General features: G+C 69.9%; 11 protein-coding genes and 2 tRNA genes. 5 read left to right on the top strand and 8 right to left on the bottom strand.

Features of this window, described 5'->3' with window-relative positions:
- Entirely contained in the window at positions 1-1,374 is a 1,374-nt protein-coding gene (locus ACFVJX_RS18465; RefSeq protein WP_384127627.1) for an extracellular solute-binding protein, read from the bottom strand.
- Between the two features lie 148 nt (positions 1,375-1,522).
- The gene (locus ACFVJX_RS18460) at positions 1,523-2,533 is read right to left on the bottom strand and encodes a LacI family DNA-binding transcriptional regulator (protein ID WP_384127626.1); all 1,011 of its coding nucleotides are present in this window, start codon (positions 2,531-2,533) and stop codon (positions 1,523-1,525) included.
- Positions 2,534-2,698: 165 nt separating this feature from the next.
- Here ACFVJX_RS18460 and ACFVJX_RS18455 point away from each other — a divergent pair.
- Both ACFVJX_RS18455 and ACFVJX_RS18450 read left to right on the top strand, forming a co-directional pair.
- Positions 2,699-2,772: transfer RNA gene (locus ACFVJX_RS18455), tRNA-Lys, on the top strand.
- 130 nt (positions 2,773-2,902) lie between these two features.
- On the top strand, positions 2,903-4,408 hold the full coding sequence (locus ACFVJX_RS18450) for an MFS transporter (RefSeq protein ID WP_384127624.1): 1,506 nt from the start codon (positions 2,903-2,905) through the stop codon (positions 4,406-4,408).
- On the opposite strand, the gene ACFVJX_RS18445 is transcribed toward ACFVJX_RS18450, so the two are convergent.
- The 4 genes from ACFVJX_RS18445 to ACFVJX_RS18430 form a co-directional block, all read right to left on the bottom strand.
- A complete protein-coding gene (locus tag ACFVJX_RS18445; RefSeq protein ID WP_384127623.1) occupies positions 4,385-6,061 on the bottom strand; it encodes an AMP-binding protein in 1,677 nt (558 codons plus the stop codon). The genes ACFVJX_RS18450 and ACFVJX_RS18445 overlap by 24 nt on opposite strands.
- Before the next feature lie 26 nt (positions 6,062-6,087).
- Positions 6,088-6,678 (bottom strand): lytic polysaccharide monooxygenase, encoded by a 591-nt coding sequence (locus ACFVJX_RS18440; RefSeq protein ID WP_384127621.1) that lies wholly within the window; start codon positions 6,676-6,678, stop codon positions 6,088-6,090.
- A gap of 158 nt (positions 6,679-6,836) precedes the next feature.
- Positions 6,837-8,936, bottom strand: coding sequence for an SPFH domain-containing protein (locus tag ACFVJX_RS18435; protein ID WP_384127619.1), 2,100 nt, complete (start codon positions 8,934-8,936; stop codon positions 6,837-6,839).
- Between the two features lie 35 nt (positions 8,937-8,971).
- Entirely contained in the window at positions 8,972-10,339 is a 1,368-nt protein-coding gene (locus tag ACFVJX_RS18430; protein ID WP_384127618.1) for a peptidoglycan-binding protein, read from the bottom strand.
- 182 nt (positions 10,340-10,521) lie between these two features.
- Here ACFVJX_RS18430 and ACFVJX_RS18425 point away from each other — a divergent pair.
- The 3 genes from ACFVJX_RS18425 to ACFVJX_RS18415 all read left to right on the top strand — a co-directional run bounded on the left by ACFVJX_RS18425 (position 10,522) and on the right by ACFVJX_RS18415 (position 14,990).
- Positions 10,522-10,595: transfer RNA gene (locus tag ACFVJX_RS18425), tRNA-Lys, on the top strand.
- A gap of 547 nt (positions 10,596-11,142) precedes the next feature.
- A complete protein-coding gene (locus ACFVJX_RS18420; protein WP_384127616.1) occupies positions 11,143-13,059 on the top strand; it encodes a glycosyltransferase in 1,917 nt (638 codons plus the stop codon).
- Positions 13,056-14,990 carry a galactose oxidase-like domain-containing protein gene (locus ACFVJX_RS18415; RefSeq protein ID WP_384127615.1) on the top strand — a complete coding sequence of 645 codons (1,935 nt, stop codon included), beginning with the start codon at positions 13,056-13,058 and terminating at the stop codon, positions 14,988-14,990. Before ACFVJX_RS18420 ends, ACFVJX_RS18415 begins: the two co-directional genes overlap by 4 nt.
- Positions 14,991-15,025: 35 nt before the next feature.
- Here the strand turns inward: ACFVJX_RS18415 and ACFVJX_RS18410 are convergent, their stop codons facing one another.
- Together ACFVJX_RS18410 and ACFVJX_RS18405 are read right to left on the bottom strand one after the other, a co-directional pair.
- Entirely contained in the window at positions 15,026-16,075 is a 1,050-nt protein-coding gene (locus ACFVJX_RS18410; protein WP_384127698.1) for a glycoside hydrolase family 6 protein, read from the bottom strand.
- Positions 16,076-16,424: 349 nt separating this feature from the next.
- The gene (locus ACFVJX_RS18405; RefSeq protein WP_384127613.1) at positions 16,425-17,198 is read right to left on the bottom strand and encodes a class F sortase; all 774 of its coding nucleotides are present in this window, start codon (positions 17,196-17,198) and stop codon (positions 16,425-16,427) included.
- Between the last annotated feature and the right edge of the window lies 1 nt (position 17,199).

Genomic DNA, 17,199 nt, shown 5'->3' with positions numbered 1-17,199 from the left:
TCACTTCACCGAGGCGAGGATGGTGTCGGCCTTCTTCGCCGCTTCGGTCAGGAGCGCGTCGATGTCCGCGTCCTTCTTCGTCAGCACGGACTGCATGACGCCGTCGAGCACGGTGTAGAGCTGCTGGGCGTTGGGCGGCTCGACCTTGGTCGTCACCTGGGCGTTGCGGTCGACGAACGGCTGGTAGTTCTTGACCGGGGTGTTGGCGTACTGGGCGTGGATCCGGTCGATCTCGGCCTGGGTGTCACCTGCGAACAGCCGGGGCTGCGGCAGTCCGATCGGCACGCCGTCCTTCTTGGCCCGCTTGCTGTCGACTGCCTCCCGCTCGGGGCTGCGCAGGTACTTCCACTGCACCCAGGTGAGACCGGCCTTGATCTTCTCCGGGGAGGCCTTCGGATTGAACATGAACCCGTCGCCGCCGCCGAGCGTGGCCGTACCCGGCATCGCGGCCAGGCCGTAGTCGTCGTAGCCGCGTTCGAACTGCTTGACGATGGTGGGGATGTTGTCGGGCCCCGCCATGTACATCCCGAGCTTGCCGGAGCCCATCATCTTCTGGACGTCGGCTATCTCCAGCAGCTGGCGGGTGCCCATGCTGTTGTCGGTCCAGCGCATGTCGTGCAGCGCCTGGAGGGTCTTGTGCCCGGCCTCGCTGTCGAAGGCCGCCTTCCACTTGCCGTTCTGCTGTGTCGCGACCTCGCCGCCCATGGAGTAGATCCACGAGGTGAGGTGCCAGCCGCCCTGGTTGTTCTTGCTGTAGTCGGCGTATCCGACCGTGCCGTCGCCGAGTGCGCTGATCTTCTTGGCGGCGGTGCGGACCTCGTCCCAGTCGGCCGGCGGCTTGTCGGGGTCGAGGCCGGCCTTCTTGAACAGGGCGCGGTTGTAGAGCAGCCCGAGCGAGTAGTTGCCGGTGGGCAGGCCGTACGTCTTGCCGTCGGCGTCCTTGAAGACCTTGAGCAGGGCCGGGTCGATGTCCTTGGCGAACGGCACGTCGGCGATGTACTTGCTGATGTCGGCGGCCTGTCGCCGTTCGATCAGCCCCGCGGGGTCGGTGAAGTAGACGTAGTAGACGTCCTCCAGCTGGCCGCCCGCGAGTTTCGCCGCGAAGGTCTTCGGGTCCATCTGGCCCTCGCGGGCGTCGATCCTGATCTTCGGGTGGCTCTTCTCGAAGGCCTTGACGTCCTCCATGAAGTTCTTGCGGTCGACCGGCTGGGTCTTGGCCGGCATTCCGTTGACGCTGATCGTGACCACGCCGTTCTTGTCCACGCCGGAGGACGAGGAGGCGGAGCCACCGCAGGCGGTGAGAGCGAGGGACAGGGCGACGGCCGTCGCCGAACCGAGAACCTGACGCCTGCTGATGCCGGACAAGCCATCCATGCGAATCGTGCCTTCCTGGGTGAACCGCGGGGCTGTCGGTCCCCGAGCGCTTGAAGCTGCGCTGAAGGTAGAAGCCGGTTACGCAAGAAGTCAATGCATCTACGCAAGAAAGTAATGTTCTTGACCTTCGACGGTAACGCGAAGGTGCTCAGTGCGGACGGGCCGCCGTGGAGCCCCGGACGATCAGCTCGGTGTCGAACATCATCAGTTCGTTTGCACTGGCATGGCCGTCGATCTGCGCCATCAGCGCCGCGACGGCGGCCGTCGCCATGGCCTGGATGGGCTGCCTGGACGTGGTCAGCGGCGGCTCGGTGGCCACCATGAACGGGGAATCGTCGAAGCCCACAACCGAGAGCTCCTTCGGCACCGAGAGCCCGTGGCGGCGGGCGCCCCGCACCGCGCCGAGCGCCAGCGCGTCACTGGCGCAAACGATGCCGGTGACCCCTTCGGCGAGCAGCCGGGGCAGCGCGGTGGCCCCGCCCTCCATGGTGAACAGCGCGTGCGCCACCAGCCTCCGCCACTCGTCCGGGGCGCCGCCGCGGCGGCTGCAGAACGCCGCGTAGCCGGCCAGCTTCCGGGCCGACGGGACATGCCCCACCGGCCCCAGGATCATCCCGATCCGCTCGTGCCCCAGGGAGGCGAGGTGGTTCAGGGCCTGCTCGGCGGCCAGGGCGTCATCCACCCGGACCTGGGCGACGCCCAGGTTCTCGTCCGCCGCATTGAGCAGCACCATCGGCACCTTGCGCTCGCGCAGCGCGCGGCCGTGCTCGGGGCCGGCGTCGGCGTAGCTGGCGCCGATGAAGACGATGCCGCCGATGTTCTGGTCCAGCAGCATCTCGATGTAGTGCGCCTCGGAGACCCCGTCGGCCGTCCGGGTGCAGAGCACGGGTATCAGTCCGCGCTTGTTGAGCAGTCCGCACAGGGCCTCGGCGAAGGCGGAGAAGATCGGGTTCTGGAGGTCGGGCACGACAAGACCGATCAGTGCGGCGCGCGGCGCGCGGTAGCGCAGCGGCCGTTCGATGCCGCACACGTCCAGCGCGCTCAGCACCGCGTCGCGGGTCGTGCTCGCCACGTCCTGACTGCCGTTGAGGACGCGGCTGACCGTCGCCTCGCTGACACCAGCGAACTCGGCCACCTGGGAGAGTCGTCGTTTCGTCACGGCCCCAGCCTACAAAGCTCAACGCAAAAATGAAGATCACTTACGAAAGAAAATGACTTTCTCTGAAAGAGGGCGAGGCGCAGGGCGTCGGCAACCGGCCCGGAGGGCGGTCGGACACATGTCATCGGCACCCCTGGGGACCAGGTATTATTTTCGAGTCAGCAGGCGCCGCTAGCTCAGTTGGTTAGAGCAGCTGACTCTTAATCAGCGGGTCCGGGGTTCGAGTCCCTGGCGGCGCACAGACAGCACACGAGGCGGTCTCCGTTCAACGGAGACCGCCTCGTGTGTTTTGTGCTGCCCTCAGATCCATACAGGCGTTTTACACAGTCGTACTAGACAGCTGTTTTAAACGTTCGTATATTCCCTGTCATGACAACGCCTACGAGCACCGCCACCGCACCCGGTGAGATGGCCGGCCGCAGGGAGTGGACCGCCTTCGTGGTCCTGCTGCTCCCCCTCCTCCTCGTCTCCATGGACGTGTCCGTCCTCTTCTTCGCGATCCCGTCCATCGACCGGGACCTCGCGCCCAGCGCCACCCAGCAGCTCTGGATCTTCGATGTGTACGCCTTCGCGCTGGCCGGTCTGCTCATCACGATGGGCGCGCTCGGCGACCGGATCGGGCGGCGCAAGCTGCTGATGATCGGCGCCTTCGCCTTCAGCACGGCCTCGGTCGGCGCCGCCTACGCCTCCAGCCCCGAGATGCTGATCGCGGCCCGCGCCCTGCTCGGGATCGGCGGTGCGACGCTGATGCCGTCCACGATGGGCCTGGTACGGAACATGTTCCGTGACGAAGCGCAGCGCAGCCGGGCCATCGGCATCTGGTCGGGCGCCATGGCGGGCGGGATCGCGCTCGGCTCGGTGCTCAGCGGCGTCATGCTGGAGCACTTCTGGTGGGGTTCGGTCTTCCTGATCAACGTGCCGGCGATGGTGCTGCTGCTGGTCCTGGTACCGGTGCTGGTGCCGGAGTTCAAGGACCCCGCTCCGGGGCGCTTCGACTTCCTGAGCGTGCCGCTGTCCATGGGCTCGGTGCTGCCGGTCGTCTACGGGGTCAAGGAGACCGCCGCCCACGGCGTGGACCTGCGCAACGGGCTCATCATCGTCGCCGGGCTCGTCATCGGATGGATCTTCGTCCGCCGGCAGCGCAGCCGCACGGACGCGATGATCAGCCGGGATCTGTTCCGCGGCCGCGGTTTCGCCGCCGGGATCGGGCTCAACGCCCTCGCCGCGTTCGCCATGATGGGCTCCGCCTTCTTCACCACCCAGTACCTGCAGTCGGTGCTCGGCATGAGCACGATGGAGGCCTCGCTGTGGAGTCTGGCGCCGTCACTGGCGGTCGGCGCCGCGGCCCCCGCGGCCACGGCCGTCGCCCAGCGGACCCAACGCAGCCACGTCATCTGCGCCGGCTTCGTCATCGCGGCGGCCGGATTCGGAGTCCTCGCCCTGTCCGGTACGGACTCCCTGTGGGTGCTGCTCGTCGGCTCGGCCGTGATGAGCAGCGGCATCGTGACCGTGATGGCGCTCGTCTCGGACCTGGCCCTGTCCACCAGCCCTCCGGAGAAGGCCAGTTCGGCCGCCTCCCTGCTGGAGACCGGGCAGGAGTTCGGCGGCGCGATGGGGATGGCACTGCTCGGTGCGGTGGCGACCGCGGTCTACACGGCGGACATGCCGTCCTCGGCGCCCGACGTGGCCCGCAAGACCTTGCCGGGGGCGCTCTCCACCGGAGACGGTTCGCTGATCGCGGTCGGCCGGGAGGCCTTCGTGCACAGCATGCAGTACGCGTCGGTGGCGGGAGCGCTGCTCCTGCTGACGGGGGCGGTACTGGCGGCGACGCACCTGCGGCGGGTGGTCCTCTCAGGCCCCTCCGCTGTCCGATGACAGCAGTCCGGCCCGGCCGTGCTCCTCGAACTCCGCTGTGAGGGCCGTAAGTTGTGGTTCCCCGAACGGTACGTACACACCCTCCTGGCCCCGCCGCCACACAGCGGTCCCGGACCAGAACCCCGCCAGGCGCAGCCCGGCCCGGTGCACCTTGTTCGTCGCCGTCACCGGCATCGAGGAGACGATCCGCACGAACCGGGGTGCCATCTTCGTCCCCAGGTCGGGCTGGTCCCGGAGGAACGCGGCGAAGGCGGCCGGATCGAACCGGGCCCCTTCGCGCAGCGCCAGTGCCGCCATGACCTGGTCCCCGGCGACGGGGTCGGGCACCGCGTAGACCGCCACGGCCGCCGCGTCGGCCCACCGGGCGAGGATGTTCTCGATCATCGCGGCGGCCAGGTTCTCGCTGTCGACCCGCAGCCGGTCCTCCGTACGGCCCGCGAAGTAGAGGAAGCCGTCGGGGTCGCGGAAGAAGAGGTCGCCGGTCCAGTACCAGCCGCCGCGCACCCGGGCCGCCTCCGCCTCCTCGTTGCGCCAGTAGCCCTCGAAGGGGGTGCGGCCCCGGTTGACCAACTCCCCTATCGCGGCGGCGCCGTTCAGCAGTCTTCCGCCCTCGTCGAAGACCGCGGCGACCCGCTCGCGGCCGCTCGACGGGTCGACGACTGCGAGGTCGTCGCGGTCCGCCGCCCGGCCGATGGCGCCGGGTGGGGTGTCCGGGGTCCGCTGGATCGCGGCGCCGCCCTCCGAGGAGCCGTATCCCTCCACCAGCCGCACCCCGAACCGCTCCCGGAAGCGCGCCGCGTCCACCGCGCCCGCCTCCGTGCCGAAGCCGATGCGCAGCGGGTGTTCCCGGTCGTCGGGGCGCTCGGGGGTGGCCAGCAGATACTGAACGGCCCGGCCGACATAGGTGAAGTACGTGGCCCCGTGCGCGCGTACGTCGTCGAGGAAGCCGGAGGCCGAGAAACGGCGGCGCAGGGCCACGGCGGCGCCCCCGGCCAGCGCGGGCGCCCAGTCGGCGATCACCGCGTTGCCGTGGAACATCGGCATGCAGATGTAGTGGACGTCCTCGCGCCGGACGCCGAAGTGGTCGACGAGCGACCGGCCGGCCGCGGCGAGCCGGCCCTGGGTGCAGACGGCGGCCTTGGGGGCGCCGGTGGAGCCCGAGGTGAAGTAGAGCAGCATCCGGGTCCCGGGCCCGGGGACGGCGAGGACCGTGTCGCCCGGTTCGGCACCGGCATAGGGGGCGAGCAGTTCGGCGTACTCCTCGGTGCCGGTGACCAGCACCCGTACGCCCGGCAGCTCCAGGCCGTCGAGCAGCGGGAGATGGGCGCGCTCGGTGATCAGTACCCGGCATTCGGTGTGCAGGATGTCGCGGGCCAGTTCGGCGCCGCGCCGGGTGGGGTTGATACCTGCGACGGCGGCCCCCGCCAGGGCCGCCGCGCTCAACCACAGAGGGAATTCGGGGGTGTTGTCGAGCAGCACCCCGAGGTGCGGTTCGCTGCCCGCCGGCAGCAGATCCGCCAGGAGCGCGGCCCGTGCGGCAGCGCCCGAGGCGACCTGGTGGTGGCTGAGGACGGTGTTCTCGTGCCTCAGCCCGGGCCGGTGGTCGCCCCATTGGCGCTGTACGAGCTCCGCGACGGTGCCTGCGCTCCTCATGGCGCCGCACGGTAACTGACTAAGCGTCAGAACTGAACATCGGAGCACGCGTAGAACGCGTTGGCCGTGTCCGCGATGTTCCAGACGCTCAGGATGATGTGCTTCCCGGTCTTCTGGGTGGGGATGGTGCCCTGCTGGGTCAGCGTGGCCGGGGGCTGCTGGTTGTTGTACGGCACCGTCATGAAGGGCTGCGCCTCCAGGTCGGACCGCTTGAGCGGCTTGGTGGGGTCCCAGCCGTTCTTGGTGATGTAGTAGCGGAAGTCCGTCGTGGCGTGTCTCGCGGTGAACTGCCAGCGGAAGCTGAAGCCCTGACCCGCGGTGACGTTGGTGGCGGGCCAGTTGCCGCCACGCGGGTCGTCGAGCTGGGCGAACTCACCGTGACCGCCGGAGCAGATCGCCCCGTCGGCGGGACCGGCCGCCGGGAATCCCTTGGGACCCTCGACGCTCTGCGGCTCCCACTGGATGTTGCCGCAGCCGGTCACGGTGCCGTTGGCGCAGAGCTTCTGGCGGCTGATGGGGTTGTCCGTGTAGCCGTGGCTGCCGGCACTGCTGGTGGCGAACATCGAGACGCCCGCTACCGCAAGGCCGACCAGGGCCGCACTCGTCCTCTTACGCATGGCTGTAGCTCCTCGGATACGTGGGGGAGGTTCCATGAGCACTGCTGCGCGCGTTCCGTGCGGTCTAGACCAAGTCCTAGATTATTGACGGATCATGAACATGTCCAGACCAATGTGAGTCGGAATCCGGTCCCCCGCGAAACCCCTCCCGAGCCGCCTCAGGCGCTGTCCCCGCCACCGCGTCCGGTGTAGAAGGCAACGGTCAAGTCCTTTACCAGAGACTTCCGTTCGTAGTCGTCGAGCTCCACGAGCCCTCGGGCGGTGAGCCGGTTGACGGTGTCGTCCACCGCGTCCACCACCGAAGTCAGCACGCTGTCGCGGTGCTTGGCGTCGATGGCCGCGATCCGGCGCCGCTGCATGGCCGCGGCGACCTCGGGCGCGTACTCGATCCCGGTCGGCTGCGCGGAGTACACCTCGATGCCGACCGGCTCGCAGTCCGCCATCAGCATCCGGGTCAGCGCGTCGCCGACCGCCTCCGCGTTGCGCAGGGTGTGGGCGTCCTCGTGGAAGGCGTCGGCGGGCAGTTGCGAGAGGACCCTCGCCATCGCCGCCTCGACCTGTTCCCGCAGGTACTCCTCGTGATCGGCGACCCCCAGCGCGGCGCGCACGGTGTCCTTGACCCGCCACACGACGAGGACGACGACCCGCAGCGCCGTACCGTTCGCGTCCATCGCCGGCAGCGGTTCACTGCGCCAGTGCCGCAGCCGTACGTCGACCCTGCGGCGCAGCAGCAGCGGGCTCACCCACATCAGCCCGGTCCGCCGCACACTGCCGCGGTACCTGCCGAAGAGCGTGAGCACCCAGGCGTACCCGACCCTGCCACGGGTCAGACCGCCGAGCGCGAAGAGCACCACGGTCAGCAGCAGCGCGAGCGCCGCCCAGACCCCGAGGCCGATGCCGTCGTACGGACGCGGGCCGAGCCCGATCCGGGACAGCGCCCCGGCGGGCAGCGCGCCGGCCCACCACAGGACCCCGCCCGCGGCGGCGATCCCGCCGAGGCCGGCGAGCAGCGCGGCCCAGCCGGGCAGTGCGGGGCCCGGCCTCTCGTGGAGCCGCGGGTCGCCGACCGGCGCGGGCCGGGTCGAGGGCCGCACCTGCGGAGAGCGTGGCACCGGCGGCCGCCGGAACCCGGCTGTCCGCTCGTCATCGGCATCCCTTCGTACGACCGCGGCCGGGAGTGCGGCGGCGTCCGTGGCGTCCTCGGGATCGTCACGGAAGAGCAGGTGTACGGGGATGGAGGCGGTGCGCTCGTTGGCGATGACCGAGTGGTGCCGGCCGGTGTCCACCCGTACCTCGGTGCGCGGTTCCCCGGTGTCGGCGCCGCCGAAGGACAGCGAGAGGGAGGGCCCGGCCTCCCGGCGGACCGGGGCGAGCGCGCCGCCGGGGCCGGGGCCCGGGACGAATCCGTGGCCGGTGCCCGGTGCGTCGTCGTCCGGGCCGGGGAGGAACAGACCGTCCTCCGGTTCTTCGGCGAGGGCTTCGCGCGCCGACTCGGGCGGGGGCCCGGGTACGGAGGCGTGTGCGATCTCCGGTGCGGGCCCGGGCGCGGGCTCGGCCTCGCGCGCGGCGGGTTCGACGTCGAGTGCCGCGGACGCCGCAAGCACCTCGGGCGCCGCGGCGGTCGTGGCGTAGGCGGTCGTGGCGTAGGCGGTCGGGGCGGCGGCAGTCGTCACGTCCGCCTCCGCTTGCGGCGCGACGTCCGCCGCACCGGCCTGCGCATCCGACGCGCGGTCCGGCACCCCGTCCTCATCCTCCGGCGCGGATTCGACCGCGTGCCTCTCCGCCGTGGGAGCGGGCAGCAGATCGACACCGCCCGTCCGCACGGCGGCTTCGGCGACCGCTTCGGCGGCGGGTCGCGCCGGCTGCGGTGCCGTGCCGGAAACCGACACCGAGGCCGAGGTCGCGCCGAAGGCGGCGCCTCGGTCTCCCTCGCCCGGCATCAGGTCGAGCACCAGATCGACCACGGAGTCCGGGGCGGAAGACGCCACCGGACCGCCACCGCGAGCCGCGCCGGAGACGGACCAGTCGTACCCCCCGGCCGCCGCACCCGTACCCGCGCCCGCACCCACCGGCTCACCCGGATCCGGCACTTCCGCGCCGGTGGCCGAAGGCGGCGCATCCGCCCGCGCCACCGCCTCGCGGCCGTGTTCCGGTGCGGCCCACTCCCGTACCGGGAGTTGCCCGTACCGCTCCGCTCCGACCTCGGGGTTCGCCCCGTTCTCCGGGATTCCGGAGCTGTCCGACACCGTGGATCGCATTCCCGCCTCCGTTCATGTGCGTCGTGTCACGCGAATCACGCGAAGAGTCGCCGCCAGGTCTCCGGGCCCGGATAGCCGTCGGCCTCCGTGCCCCGCCAGCCCTGGGCCTTCTGGAAGGCCTCGACATTGCGCCGGTCCGCCTCGGTCCACCGGGGTCCGGGGCCGGCCAGGTAGTGCTTGCCGTAACCCTTCTTCACCAACTGTTTTCCGAGCCTGTCGACATGGCTGTTGGACTGACCCGGCCGGAAATAGCTCCGTCCGGGGAATGCGGGCACCCCGGTCGAGCCGCCCTGGCCGGTTCCGCCGGCCGCCGGGATGTCGTGGCCCGTCGCGGTGGTCAGCAGGCGCCAGGTGTCGGGGCCCGGGATGCCGTCGGCCTCCGAGCCCTTCCAGCCCTGGGCCTTCTGGAACGCCGCGGTCGCCTGCTGGTCGGCGCTGGTCCAGACGGGTCCGGGGCCGACCTTGTAGAAGCGCTTGCCGCCCCGCTCGACGAGCAGCTTGCCGAGTTGGGTGACGTAGTCGTTGTTCGCACCCGGGCCGAACTTCCCGGCCCCGGGGAAACCCGTCGTCGAGTCGCTGCCGCTGCCACTGGCTCCGGTGGTCAGCCCGTTGTAGCGGTAGGGGACGTAACTGCCCGAGTTGGTCCAGTACGCCATGGGCGTCGTCTGCTTGCGGGTGTGCGGCGTGGTCTGCTCGTACGCCGTGTAGTGGGTGTGCGTGTAGTCGGTCCAGCCGCCGAAGATCGTGACGTGCGAGCCCTTCGTGGGGTCGGCCGGGTTGTGGAAGAGCAGGATGTCGCCGGGCTGGAGGCCCTCCCGGGCGATCCGTGTCCCGTACGAGGCGAGGCTGCCGGTCCACTCGTTGCCCGCCAGGCCCCAGGCCATCGACACATAGCCGGAGCAGTCCTGGCGGTACCCGTCCGACCAGTACTTGCTCATGCTGTACGGGACCTGCGCGGTGATCCACTTCTTCGCGCGGTTGATGATGTCGGCCCGGGTGGTCTTGCGCAGTGTGGGCGTACTCGCCTGCGAGGCCGGTGGGCCGGAGGCGCCCGCGCCCTGCAACGGGCCCCGGCCGCCCTGTGGGCTCTCCGGACCGGGAGCGGCCGGATCGGCCGCGTCCCCCGGGGCGGCGGGCGTGACCAGGTCCGCCGTCACCACGCCGGCCGGCGGGGCCGGATCGGTGAGCGGCGCGGGGTCGGCCGCAGCGGTCACCGCCTCCGCCAGACCGGCGCTCAGCACCACCCCGGCGGCGGTGGCCAGCACCAGGGCGCGCCGCGCACCGTGCGCGGCGGGATGTCCTCCGTGCCGCATGGGCAGGGCGGCGGTCCGCCGTTGTACGGCGCACCCCGCGCAGGTGCAGTCGATGGCGGGTACGTACTCCTCGAAGGCCGGCACAGTCATGCGATTCCCTCCGCAGTCGTCAAGATCTTTGGGCGCATCTGCACGGGCGTCAGTGTCTCAACTGTCCTGACATATCGCATTTTGACGGATAGAAGGCAAAGATTACTATTCGACAGGCCGCTGCGGCAGGGAAATGGTCGGGAGCACGGTCGTGGATCGGGTAGAGTTGTCCAGGTCAGCAGGCGCCGCTAGCTCAGTTGGTTAGAGCAGCTGACTCTTAATCAGCGGGTCCGGGGTTCGAGTCCCTGGCGGCGCACGCAAAGTCAAGGCCCCCTCACCGTGCGTGAGGGGGCCTTGACCGTTTCCCGGCACCCCGCACGGCGGGCATCACACAGCGGACTCTTTGCTGGCGCACAGCCGACTCACATCCGACGGGCAGCCATCAGTCGCCCACAGGGCGGCGCGAGGGGGCTTCACCCACACCCCCATACCCCCTCATACGCCTCCGTGACCCCCGTCGCAAGAGCCTCTCAAATCGTGCGTATGACCGGTTATTAGTCCGTTTCACCCTTGCGGTCGCGGCCGGTGTCGGCCAACCTGTCTGGGGGTCTTCGGCGCCAACCACGCTGCGGACTTGAGTAGTTGAGGGTATTAGAGGGGGATATTCCGGTTGTGTCGGATGCGGGGTGGGGGCCTCGTGCAGGAGCAAACGCCGAGCAGGCATCATGCAACCGGAAGGGCGCCATTCCATGTCTCAGGAAGGGTGACCTGCCACTGAGCCGTCGGTCGCGTTCCAGGGGGGCACGCGGCGGGCGAAAGGACCGACCGACCGCGCAGCCCGACTGCGTGCAGGGGGATGACCCATGACGTCGACGCCGCCGGGCGCCCGGCAGAACAACGACCCTTCCCGGACCACACAGCTTCGGATACCCCCGCAGCTCCGGACCGGGGGCCGTCGCCGGCGTCCGCAGAAGGCGCTGCCACGCTACGACTACGAGCACTACAGCCGGCTCGCCGGGCCACTGACCCAGCCCGATCCGGCCAAGCCGTACACCGTCCAGTACCGCTCACTACTCTCCCAGGAGCCGCACCGGATACGCGCGGCGCTCCTGCTGGGCGCCGCCCCGCTCGTCTCGCTCGGCCTGTTCGCCTGGCTGATGCAGCCCGAGCACTGGACACAGCGCGATCCGAACCTCAAGAACGACACGCTGCTGATCCTCGACATCGTGATGCTGGTCTCGATCGGACTGATCGAGCTCTTCCGCACCATGAACGTCCTCTCCAACGCGCACGCCACGCTGGTCGCCCGCGACCCCGTCCCCGTCGTACCGGAGAACGGCACCAGGGTCGCCTTCCTCACCTCCTTCGTCCCGGGCAAGGAGCCCCTGGAGATGGTGACGAAGACCCTGGAGGCCGCCGTCCGCATCCGCCACCGCGGACTGATGCACGTCTGGCTCCTCGACGAGGGCGACGACCCCGCGGTCAAGGAGGTCTGCCGACGGCTGAACGTGCACCACTTCTCCCGCAAGGGCGTGGCGCACTGGAACCAGGCCAAGGGCCCGCACCGCGCGAAGACCAAGCACGGCAACTACAACGCCTGGCTCGACGCGCACGGTGACGCCTACGACTTCTTCGCCTCGGTCGACACCGACCACGTCCCCATGCCCAACTACCTGGAGCGGATGCTCGGCTACTTCCGCGACCCGGACGTCGGCTTCGTCATCGGCCCACAGGTGTACGGCAACTACGACACCTTCGTCACCAAGGCCGCCGAATCGCAGCAGTTCCTCTTCCACGCGCTGATCCAGCGCGCGGGCAACCGCTACGGCGCCCCCATGTTCGTCGGCACCAGCAACGCGGTAAGGATCTCGGCCCTCAAGCAGATCGGCGGTCTGTACGACTCGATCACCGAGGACATGGCGACCGGCTTCGAGATGCACCGGGCCCGCAATCCGCACACCGGCCGCAAGTGGCGCTCCGTGTACACCCCGGACGTCCTGGCCGTGGGCGAGGGACCGACCGCGTGGACCGACTTCTTCACCCAGCAGCTGCGCTGGTCGCGCGGAACGTACGAGACGATCCTCAAGCAGTACTGGAAGGGCTTCTTCTCACTGCCCGTGGGCAAGCTCTTCAACTACACCATGATGATCATCTTCTACCCGATGTCCGCCATGAACTGGATCCTCGCCGCGCTGAGTTGCGCGCTGTTCCTGGGCATGGGCGCCTCGGGTGTGCAGATCGACCCGACGGTCTGGATGATGCTGTACGGCAACGCCTCCGCGCTCCAGATCGGCCTGTACGTCTGGAACCGCCGGCACAACGTCTCGCCGCACGAACCCGAGGGCTCCGGCGGCCTGGCCGGCATGGTGATGTCCGCGCTCTCCGCACCGGTCTACGCCCGCTCGCTGATGGACGCCGTGCTGCGCCGCAAGAGCTCGTTCGTGGTCACGCCCAAGGGCGACTCCTCCAGCCCGGACACCCTCTTCGGGACCTTCCGCATCCACCTCTTCTTCATCCTGGTCTTCGGCGGCTCGATCGTGGCGTCGTTCGTCCTGGGCCACAGCCACCCGGCGATGCTCACCTGGGCCGCGCTCGCACTGCTGATCACCGCGGCACCGGTCTTCGGCTGGCAGTACACCGTGCGCGCGGAGAAGAAGAAGCGACGCGCGGGCCCGCCGCCACCGAGCGGCCCGACCGCCCCGGCCCAGCAGGAGCAGCAGCCCCACTGGGGCGGCAACGAACAGACCATGCAGATCGCCCTTGGGGGACGTAAACGATGAAGTACCGTCCGAGCCGCCGTACCCGCCGCATGGCGATCAGTACGGCGGTGGTTCTCGCGCTCGCGGGAGCGAACGGGCCGTGGCTGTACCGCTTCAGCACCGAGCGCTACCACGATTACAAGATCAACCAGGCCGGCTACAAGGCGGCCAACGGCCACTGGGACTTCCTGGACATCCCGTCCGAGTTCAAGATCAACACGATCCACGCGGCACTGCTGCACACCGGCAAGGTGCTGCTCGTCGCGGGCTCGGGCAACAACCAGAAGAACTTCGACGCGAAGAGCTTCCGGTCGGTGCTGTGGGACCCGAAGACCAACGGGTTCAAGAACATACCGACGCCCAAGGACATGTTCTGCGCCGGTCACACCCAGCTGCCCGACGGCAAGCTGCTCATAGCCGGCGGCACGAAGCAGTACGAGAAGCTGAAGGGTGACGTCACCAAGGCCGGCGGCCTGATGATCGTCCACAACGAGGACCCGGACAAGCCGATCACGCTTCCGGCGGGCACCAGATTCACCGGCAAGGGCAACGGCAAGACCTTCGTCACCAAGGACCCCGTGCTGGTGGAGAAGGCCAGGAAGGTCTTCGACAAGAACACCGGCGCGTTCCTGCGCAACGATCCCGGGCTCGGCCGGATCTACGTCGAGGCGCAGAAGTCCGGGACGAAGTACGAGACGGGCGCCGAGGACAACTACCGGATAGCGGGCCTGTCCGGCTCCGACACCCGCAACGTGTACGGGATCGCCCAGAAGCTCGCCCTGGACAAGAAGGACTTCCAGGGCATCCGGGAGGCCTTCGAGTTCGATCCGGTGGCGGAGAAGTACATCACCGTCGACCCGATGAACGAGGCCCGCTGGTACCCGACGCTGACCACGCTGAAGGACGGCAAGGTCCTCGCGCTCTCCGGTCTGGACGAGATCGGGCAGATCGTGCCCGGCAAGGACGAGGTCTACGACCCGAAGACCAAGAAGTGGAAGTACACCGGCATCGTCCGGAAGTTCCCCACCTACCCGGCGGTCTTCCTCCTCAACGACGGCAAGCTCTTCTACTCGGGCTCGAACGCGGGCTACGGCCCCGCCGACGTCGGCCGCGACCCCGGCGTCTGGGACCTGGCGACGAACAGGTTCACCAAGATCCCCGGGCTGAGCGACCCGGACAGGATGGAGACCTCGGCGACCGTACGGCTCCCCCCGGCCCAGGACGAGAAGTTCATGGTGATCGGCGGCGGCGGTGTCGGCGAGTCCGACAAGTCCAGCGAGAAGTCCCGGCTGGTCGATCTCCAGGACGCCGACCCGAAGTTCGAGGACGGCGCCTCCCTCGACGAGGGCACCCGCTACCCGAGCGCGTCCCTGCTCCCCGACGACTCCCTGCTGGTCACCGGCGGCTCCGACGACTACCGGGGCCGCGGCGGGTCCAACGTGCTGCAGGCCCGGCTGTACGACGCCGCGTCGGACACCTACAAGCGGGTCGCCGACCCGGAGGTGGGCCGCAACTACCACTCGGGGTCCGTGCTCCTCCCGGACGGCCGGGTCATGATCTTCGGCTCCGACTCGCTCTACTCCGACAAGGCCAACACCCGGCCCGGCGTCTTCGAGCAGCGCATCGAGATCTACACCCCGCCGTACCTGTACCGCGACGCGCGGCCCGAGCTGACCGCCGGACCGAAGAAGATCGAGCGCGGCGGCACGGCGGTCTTCACCACCGACCAGGCCTCGACGATCAAGTCGGCGAAGCTGATGCGGCCGAGCGCGGTCACCCATGTGACGGACACCGACCAGCGGTCGGTGGCGCTGGACCTGAAGAAGACCGACGGCGGGATCTCGGTGACGGTACCGAAGAACCAGGCCCTGGTGCCCTCGGGCTGGTACATGCTCTTCGTCACCGACGACAAGGGCACGCCGTCCGAGGGGACGTGGGTGGAGGTGCCGTAGCGCCTGCCCGGCCGCGGCACCGGACGGGCCACGTCCTATCCGGTGCCGCGGGCCAGCCCCAGGGCGTAATCGGGCCACCAGTCGCCCGCCTTCGGGCCGCCCCGGCAGTCGCCGTCGGACTCCCCCGGGCGCTTGATCCAGAGGTACGCGTCGACCAGGTCGTCACCCGTGGACGACGTGGGCGTCTCGCCGAGGGCGCGTCCCGGCGGGTTGCACCAGGTCTCCGCGGGGTCGCCGCCGGTGTAGGGGCCGTTGCCGTTGCGGCTGGTGTCGATGACGAAGGGCTTGTTGCCCACCTTCGCCGACAGCCGCTTGCCGAAGTCCTTGCTGACCGCGGTGGTCTGGAAGTTGGAGACGTTCACCGCGAACCCGTCGGCCGCACCGATGCCCGCCTGCTCCAGGGGCTGGAAGAGCGCGTCGGGGGTGTGCCAGCCGGCGTTGCCGGCGTCCAGGTAGACCTTGGTGCCCGGCAGCTTCTTCAGCCGCTCCACCGCACCCTTGAGCAGGTCGTAGCGCTCCTCGTGGAACTCCTGCGGTGTGCATCCGTCGACCAGGTGCAGCACCGCGTCCGGCTCCAGGATCACCGTGGCGCCGCGGTCGCCGATGCCCTTGGCGACGCTCTCCACCCAGGCGCGGTACGCGTCGCCGTCGGCGGCGCCGCCCTTGGAGAACTGTCCGCAGTCGCGGTGCGGGATGTTGTAGAGGACCAGCAGCGCCTCCCGGTCCGCCTTGTCGGCGGCCTCGGTGAAGCCCTTCGCCTCGGCCTCCGGGCTGTCCGGGCCGATCCATTCGCCGACGGGCTGCCGCGCGATCCGGCGGACCAGCGCGGCGTTCCCGGTGTCACCGCCCTCGGTGTAGCGGGCGACCTGCCGGGCGGCGTTCCCGTCCGGGTTGACCCAGTACGGGTCGGAGGCCTTGGGCTGCTGTCCGATGGCCGCGGGGTTCTTCCCGGCGCCGGCCGATCCCTTGTCACCGTCGCCGTTACCGTCACCGGAAGAGGAACATCCGGCGAGGAGCAGCACCGCGCCGATGGCGGCCACACCCGCTCCCCGCATACCGAACCGGCCGTTGTGGCTGCCGTACATCCACTCCCCCTCGGGTGCGACCGCGGTGCACCGTCGCATCGCCGCCCATCCTGGCACAGGCTCCTGGAACGGCCCGGGCCCTCACGACTTCGTCGACGACCCGTTACGGCGGGTACACCACGCTCCGCCCGGCCCGACCGGGTGCGGAGGGTGACCGGTTATCGACTTACCGTCAGGAATGAACTGTTCGGGGTGAGTTCGGCGTCCTACAGTGTGCGTGCGGCGGACCGGACGCCACCGACCTCCCGTGTCCGCGCCGGGCCACTCCCGCGGCCCGCGCCCCGCGGTCGAGGACCGGCCCGGCCGGCGCCCGGAACACCGGGCGGCCGGCCGGGCCGTGTAGTGCGGATCAGACGCCGCTCGCGACGCCCGCCCTCCCGTTCGCCGGCCCGGCCGCCTTGGCCACCTCACCGGCCTCGCCCGCCCCGTCGGCCTTACCGGCCTTGCCCGCCTCCTCGGCCGGCTTCTCGCCGGTCAGATAGGCCGAGACGACCACGTTCGCGGTGTACGAGTGCGAGGCACGGTCGTACGTACCGCCGCAGGTGATCAGCCGGAGTTCCGCGCGGCCGTCCTTGCGGGGGCCGTACGCCTTCTGGGCGTCGAAGCGCGCGCGGGTGAAGACCTGGACGTCGTCGATGGTGAACTCGGCGACCGTGCCGTCGGTCCGGGTCACTTCGACCTTGGCGCCGGGGCGGGCCGCGCTGAGCCCGTAGAAGACGGCCGGCTTGGTCTCGGTGTCGACATGGCCGACGAACAGCGCCGGCCCCTTGGCACCGGGCTCGGTGCCACTGCCGTACCAGCCGACCGTCTGGGGCGTGTCGAAGGACGGCGGCACGATCGCCCCGTCCTCGTCCAGGCCCCGGGAGACGACGGGCGCCCGGATGCCGATCGACGGGATGTCGACGCGTCGCGGCGCCACACCCTTGATCGGGTCGTGCGCCGGGGGCAGCGGTACGCCGAGGGGACGCCCGACCGCGGCGACGTCCCCGGTGGTCGGGGCCGAGCCGATGCCGGAGCCGTCGGTGATGCCGCGGCCCCAGAGCCACAGCCCCAGCAGGAGTACGGCCCAGGCCACTCCGGTGAGCAGCCTGCCGTGCCCCGCCGAGTGATCCGAGGAGGACATG

The organism is Streptomyces sp. NPDC127177 (assembly GCF_042672475.1).
In the GTDB taxonomy this organism is placed as follows: Bacteria; Actinomycetota; Actinomycetes; order Streptomycetales; family Streptomycetaceae; genus Streptomyces.
The sequence above is the reverse complement of the archived record's forward strand: the minus strand, read 5'-3'. Positions and strand labels throughout refer to the sequence as shown.